The sequence below is a fragment of the Methanobrevibacter cuticularis genome (assembly GCF_001639285.1).
In the GTDB taxonomy this organism is placed as follows: Archaea; Methanobacteriota; Methanobacteria; order Methanobacteriales; family Methanobacteriaceae; genus Methanobaculum; species Methanobaculum cuticulare.
In genome coordinates, this window is the sequence record NZ_LWMW01000100.1 from 19809 (window position 1) to 27243 (window position 7435).

4 protein-coding genes are annotated in these 7435 nt (G+C 27.9%); 1 reads left to right on the forward strand and 3 read right to left on the reverse strand.

Going from position 1 to position 7435, the window contains the following annotated elements:
- The first annotated feature begins 625 nt into the window (after window positions 1-625).
- Complete coding sequence (gene glmS, locus MBCUT_RS05570) at window positions 626-2407, forward strand: glutamine--fructose-6-phosphate transaminase (isomerizing) (RefSeq protein ID WP_067259700.1); 1782 nt, start codon at window positions 626-628, stop codon at window positions 2405-2407.
- 464 nt (window positions 2408-2871) lie between these two features.
- On the opposite strand, the gene MBCUT_RS05575 is transcribed toward glmS, so the two are convergent.
- From MBCUT_RS05575 to MBCUT_RS05585, 3 genes are all read right to left on the reverse strand, one after another.
- Window positions 2872-4083: an ammonium transporter gene (locus MBCUT_RS05575; protein ID WP_067259701.1), complete on the reverse strand. Its 1212-nt coding sequence runs from the start codon at window positions 4081-4083 to the stop codon at window positions 2872-2874.
- 478 nt (window positions 4084-4561) lie between these two features.
- Window positions 4562-5941, reverse strand: coding sequence for an NADP-specific glutamate dehydrogenase (gene gdhA / locus MBCUT_RS05580; RefSeq protein ID WP_449288493.1), 1380 nt, complete (start codon window positions 5939-5941; stop codon window positions 4562-4564).
- Between the two features lie 725 nt (window positions 5942-6666).
- The coding region (locus MBCUT_RS05585) for an Ig-like domain-containing protein (protein WP_157082503.1) at window positions 6667-7435 on the reverse strand (769 nt) is incomplete at its 5' end.

Here is a 7435-nt window from a genome sequence, read left to right on the forward strand (position 1 = left end):
GTTAATGATTAAATTAAGATAATTCTTTCAATAAATAAATTCATATTATAAAAATATCTAAACTATAAATAAATATTTTCATATTAATAAAATTTTCATATTATAAAAAAATTTCAAATACAAATCAAAATACTCAACTTATAAAAATCTCCTTATAAAAATATTTTAAATCTAGATAACTATATATATTTAATTTTACTTATATATTATAATATAATAACTCTAATAAGATATAATTATATCTTAATTTGATAAGATTTTATAGAATAATAATATCTTATTAATATTGCTAAATTTAGAAAAAAGAATTAGTTTTTTATAATTTTATATTTTTATAATGATTTTTATAATTTTCTGGGCATTTTTATGAATTATGATAATAAAAAAAGATAATGAAATTAATATCTTAAATAAAATCTAAAACTAAAGAACATATAAAAGATAGTAAAAAATTATATAAAATCTAAAATATGATTAGATATTAGAAAATGAGGTTACTGAGTTTTATATCTTAGTTTTACTAATATCCTATTTTTACGAATTATATTTACTAACAAAGATAGCTTAAAAACTATCATTAATAATGAAACATGTTAAATTGATTTAATTTATGAAAGGTAAGAATATGTGTGGAATTGTTGGATGTATATTAAAAAATAAAAAAGCAGCTCCAGTTCTTTTAGATTGTATCACTAAGCTCGAATACAGAGGATATGACTCTGTAGGAATAGCTACTCTTGATGATAATGGAATTCATGTTAAAAAAGGTTCTGGTCAAATTAAAGAAGTTGATGAAAAAATAGATTTATCCAATATGCTTGGAGACGCTGGAATAGCTCACGTTAGATGGGCAACTCATGGAATTCCAAATAAAGAAAATTCACATCCTCATTTAGATGAAAATGAAAACATAGCTGTTGTTCATAATGGTATTATTGAAAATTATGGAGATATTAGAGAATCTCTTGAAAAAGAAGGACATGTATTTAAATCTCAAACCGACACTGAAGTCATTCCACATTTAATCGAAAAATACATGAGTTCTGGACTTGATTTAGAGGAAGCTCTTATGGAAACATTAACAATTATAAGAGGATCTTATGCCATTGGTGCAATTTCTAAAAATAATCCAAATGAGATTATTTCTGCTAGAAAAGACAGTCCTTTGATTGTTGGTGTTGGAGATAATGAATATTTTATAGCTTCTGATGCACCAGCTATTTTAAATTACACAAATAAGATTATTTATATTGATAATGGAGAAATAGTAATTTTAAATGAAGAAGGAGTTACAGTAAAAGATTCCAAAAGAAATATACTAGATAAAGAAGTAAATATTATTAATTGGACTTCAGATATGGCTGAAAAAGAAGGTTATGATTATTTCATGCTTAAAGAGATTCATGAGCAAAATATAGCTATTAAAAATACTTTGATTGAAAAGGATAACATCAAAGAAATAATTTCAGATCTTGATAACATCAATAGAATTTGTTTTGTAGCATGTGGTACCTCATATCATGCTTCACTCACTGGAAAATATCTTATTGAATCAATGGCAGGTATTCCAACCGATGTTGTTCTGGCTTCTGAATTCAGATATTCAGCTAATGCTTTAAATGAAAATACTCTTGTGATATTCATTACTCAATCTGGTGAAACGGCTGATACTTTAAAAGCTTTGAAAAAAGCCAATGAAACTTCTAAAACAATAGCTATTGTAAATGTACTGGGAAGTTCAGCTACACGTGAAGCTGATTATGTAATTTATACAAAAGCAGGACCAGAAAAAGGAGTTGCAGCTACAAAAACATATATTAGTCAATTAGTTTGTATTTATTTATTTGCAGCTATCTTAGCACAGAATAAAGAACTGTTAGATAGCTTAAAAAAAGTTCCGAGTTTCATAGAAGGAGTATTAGAAAATGAGAGTAAAATAATAGAAATAGCTAAAAAATATAAAGATGCTAGAGATTTCTTTTTCATTGGTCGAGGATTATCCTATCCAACAGCTTTAGAAGGAGCCTTGAAATTAAAAGAGATAACTTACATCCATGCAGAAGGGTATGCTGCAGGTGAACTTAAGCATGGACCACTAGCTTTAATTGATAATGAGATTCCTGTTGTTGTTATAGCTCCTCCTGGCGATAGCTATGATAAAACAATGAGCAATTTAGAAGAAGTTAAAGCTCGTGGTGCTGAAATTATAGCTATTGGACCATGTAATGATGAATTTATTAAATATGAAGTAGCCGATTCATTTTGCATTGATGATGAAATAAGTGAAATATTGGCCCCTATTGTTTACATTATTCCACTACAACTGTTATCTTATTATATAAGTATAGAGAGAGGATTAGATCCAGATAAACCTAAAAATTTAGCTAAATGTGTAACTGTTGAATAAAATTTATTGTTCTATTTAGTAAAAACCTCCTTCATTTATATTGTAAGACAAATTTTATATTTTAATGATTTTTCATTTTTTAGAAATATCTATATTTTTAATAATTTATTAAATATTCTCACTTTTAATAGCTTATTAAAAATATAATCTTTTAAAAAAATAAAAAGGACAATATAATAAAGTTAATTTTAATTAAATTCTATGAAAATAAAATAAATATACAATCTTTTTTAAAAAATAAGAATGAAAATAAAAATAAGAATAATAATAAATTTAATTTTAATTAAATTCTATATATGAAAATAAAATAAATATACAATCTTTTTTAAAAAATAAGAATGAAAATAAAAATAAGAATAATAATAAATTTAATTTTAATTAAATTCTATAAATAATTCGATTTGCAATAAATCAATCCATAACCTATAAATATTATTCCATTTATTAAAGACCTCCTTATTTTACTAAAATCTATATCCAGACTCTTCATGAATATGTGTATCTAAACCTTCTACTTCTTCTTTTTCTGATACTCTAAGACCTATTGTCAAATCAAGTACTTTAGCTATGACAAAGGTTACTACAAATACATATATTATAGTGGCCACAGTAGCTATTATTTGAATATAAAGTTGAGAAGGGTTCCCATAAAAGAAACCTGTGGCTTCATTGATAACAGGTACTGCAAAAAGTCCTGTAGCTATTGTTCCCCAAATACCAGCAGCACCGTGTATACCAAATACATCTAAAGCATCATCGAAGCCTAATCTTGGTTTAATATAAGTAATAGCTATATATGAAACTACTGCAGCTAAAAAACCTATAACCAAAGCTCCATCGCTGTTAACAAAACCTGCCGCAGGAGTCATTGCAACTAAAGCAGATATAGCTCCAGAAAGGGCTCCAAGAACCGTTGGTTTTCCTTCTTTCAATATATCGAGGCATACCCAAGTAAGAAGACCCACTGCAGCTGCAAGATTGCTTACAAAAAGTGCAGAAGCAGCAAGACCATTAGCTGCAAGAGCTGAACCACCATTAAAGCCCATCCAACCAAACCATAAGAATGAAGCACCTAAGACTGTATATCCTAAGTTATGAGGGAGAAGAGATTTATCTTTTCGATCTCCAATTATTAAAGCCAATACCAATGCAGAAATACCAGAACAAATTTCAACAACTGTACCTCCTGCAAAATCAATTACTCCCATATCCATCATCCATCCTCCACCCCATACCCAATGGACTAGAGGAATATAAACTGCAATTAACCATGCCACTATAAATAGGATCCATGCAGAAAATTTCATTCTTCCAATAATGGCTCCAGAAATAAGAGCTGCAGTTAATCCAGCAAATGTCAATTGAAATGCTATAAATACAATAGTTGGAATTGTTCCAGTTATTGAATTTACACCTATACCATGCATTAAAAGATTAGTAGGATATCCAATAAAACCAATGATCGACTCCCCAAAAGCTAGTTGATAACCAAATATTGTCCAAATTATGGTTACAACTGCAAAGGCAATTAAAGTCAAAAACATAGTATTTAGAACATTCTTTTTTTTAACTAAACCTCCATAAAAAAATGCAATACCTGGAATACTCATTAAAAGTACCAAAATAGTTGAAATGAGTACCCATGCCGTATCTCCTGCGCTTAATATACCTTCCATGATCTCTCTCCTAAATTTTAATAATTTAACTTATATTGATCCTTAAACAATTTAACTTACATTAATCCTTAAACAATTTAACTTATATTAATCCTTAAAAAATACATAACAAAAAATATCAGAAGCCATGTTCCAATATAGTAGGAAGACGGCAACCTTATTCCGACATCATATTATTGTGTATTATGATATATAAAGATTATCATCTAGAGAAAAAAGAGGTGAAAGAAATAAAAGAGCTGAAAAGAAGTAAAAAAAATTAAGAAGAGCTAATAAGAAATAAAAGAAGGTGAAAAAAGTAAAAAAATAAAAAAGACCTGAAAAAGAACAAAAGAAGGTAAAAATATAAAAAAAATAAAAAGACCTAAAAAAGAACAAAAGAAGGTAAAAAAGTAAAAAGAGATAATAGTAATCAGAAACTATGCAAATCAAGAATCAATTATTTTGATTATTCATGATAGCTATTTAAAATTTTAAATTATACTACACCTTGAGCCAACATAGCATTTGCAACTTTTATGAATCCGGTGATATTTGCTCCAGCTAAATAATTACCTTCACAACCATATTCTTTAGCAGCATTATCAATATTTCGATAAATAGATATCATTATTCTTTTTAATCTAGAATCAACTTCTTCAAAAGTCCAAGATTGTCTTGAACTACGTTGAGCCATTTCCAAAGCACTGGTTGCAACACCACCTGCATTTGCAGCTTTGCCTGGAATAAAAACTATTTTATTTTTCGAAAATACATTAATAGCCCCTATTGTTGAAGGCATATTAGCTCCTTCAAATACATATTTTGTACCATTGGATACTATAATTCTTGCTGATTCTTCACTTAACTCATTTTGAGTTGCACAAGGTAGGGCTATATCACATTTAACATTCCAAATAATTCCTCCCTTAACAAACTCAGTAGTTAATTCTTCTTCCTTAAAGTAATCTAGATATTCAGAGATTCTTCCTCTAGTAATCTCTTTAATTTCTTTTATAAATGGAATAGACAGACCATTTTCATCATGAATATAACCTGATGAATCACACATAGCTATTACCTTAGCCCCTAACATTATTGCTTTTTCTGCTGCATAAATAGCTACATTTCCTGAACCAGAAATAACTACTGATTTTCCTTTTAAAGAGTCATTTCTGTGTTTTAAAGCTTCTTCTGCAATATATATAAGACCATAACCAGTAGCTTCTTTTCGAACAAGAGAACCTCCAAATTCTAATCCTGCTCCTGTTAATACAGCTACATGAATATTAGATATTTTTTTGTATTGGCCAAAGAGGTAACCAACTTCTCTTCCCCCGACCCCCATATCACCAGCTGGAACATCAGTATCAGGACCAATATATTTATATAGTTCTCCCATAAAATTTTGACAGAATCTCATAACTTCACCATCAGATTTTCCCTTAGGATCAAAATCACTACCTCCTTTAGCTCCACCAATAGACATACCAGTGAGACTATTTTTAAGAATTTGCTCAAATCCTAAGAATTTCATAATAGATAGGTTCACTGTAGGATGAAATCGAAGCCCTCCTTTATATGGTCCAACTGCACTATTAAACTGAACTCGAAAGCCCCTATTTACTTGAATATTACCATCATCATCAACCCATGGAACTCTGAACATGATAACTCTTTCAGGCTCAACAAACCTTTCTAAAATAGCATTTTTCTCATATTCTGGATGTTTTTCAAAAACTGGCTCAATTGACTCCAAAATTTCTGTTGCTGCTTGAATAAATTCAGGCTGATTTGAATTTTTATTTTTTAAATCCTTTAAAACATTTTCTACATATGAAATAAAATCACTTCCTAGATTTAACTTTATGTTACTTATATAATTCTTATTATTAAAATTATACTATCTCACATGTTTTATGATCTAAAAGTTAGGAAATAATTATTTTAATATTTTTATTGTTTAAAATCCTTAAAATTAGATATTACTTTTGATAAATTATTCATATAGCTAAAATAAATTTTTTAATGATAAGATTATGGTTCACATAAGACAAGGTTGATCAAACTTTTCTAATTCCTACTAATTTTTTAGATTTGATCCCAATGAAACTATCCTTGCTGTTTCATGAAAAATTTAGTGAATCATGTATCTTTTGATGAAATTCCTTCTAAATTTACATGATAATGCTGATATGGAAACAAATTAAATCCATTAATGCCAATTAAAGTATAAACATTAAAAAAAAAGCTTATTAGATCAAAATTTCAATACAAAATAGAGAAAAAAAGAAAATAAAGAAACTTATAAAGAAAAAATAATAGTTGAAAGACCTTTTACCCATAAAAACAAGATTTAAAATATAAACAAGTCGAAACCAGAAGATTATAGAAAATTCAAAATAATATCAAGCTTATATCAACAATATACAAAGAAATATACAACTATATCACCAAAAAAACATCATAATATTCTAAAAAAAAGATTCTTATCCAATTTAACAAAAAAAAGTAAGAGAGAATAATGGAAAAAAATTAATTTATCCTCTCCTTTTTTTAAATTTTTTTGGGTTTTTTAGCTTTTATATTGGCTAAAGGTTTTTTTTATGCTATTCTTTTGTAGAATTTTATTTTGATTTTAGCTATTTTTGCATGTGCGAGGTTTTTGACAGTAGTTTTTAGGATTTTTTTGGTTTTGTTGTAGTTTGTTTTTATGTTGCTTGTTTTGCTGATTTTGCTTAGTGTGAAACCTTTAAAAGATTTTTGGAATAGTTTAGAGCCTGTTAAAATACCATAATTTTTAATATAATAGGTTTTATAGTAAACTCTGTATCTTTTTCCATGATATTTTACAGTTTTAGCACTTACTTTGATGAGGTAGATTTTTATACTTGTTTTTGTGATTGATATAGTGTTGGATTTTGCACTGGAAGAGCCATAGATGATGTTTTCGGTGTTTAGTCCGTTGTATGCTGCGTTTGCGTAGTATTTTCCTGCTTTAGTTGCAGTAAATGTGTACTGTGCAATCCCTTGACTATTTGTCCTAACATTCACATTTTTACCTGCAATAGCTAAACTAATAGTTTGATTAGCTAATATATTTCCTTCACTGTCTTTGAGTGTAATTTTGTAAGTAATTTTATTACCGTTTCTTGTTGAAGTTATTGTGATTTTAGTTCCAAGATTCTTCGCAGCAACAGTATAATTAGCAGCTATTGCTGCATCATTGTAATTACTGTTTCCAGAGAAAAATATATCAACATTAGCTATTCCTGCACTTGTATTAGGTATTATTAAACTCCAAACACCATCAATAACAGTCACATTGTAAACTACATCATCAATAATTACTGTAATATTGTATGTTCCATTT

Coding starts and splice junctions, on each gene's coding strand:
- glmS (WP_067259700.1), top strand. CDS start 626: ATGTGTGGAATTGTTGGATGTATATTAAAAAATAAAAAAGCAGCTCCA.
- MBCUT_RS05575 (WP_067259701.1), bottom strand. CDS start 4,083: ATGGAAGGTATATTAAGCGCAGGAGATACGGCATGGGTACTCATTTCA.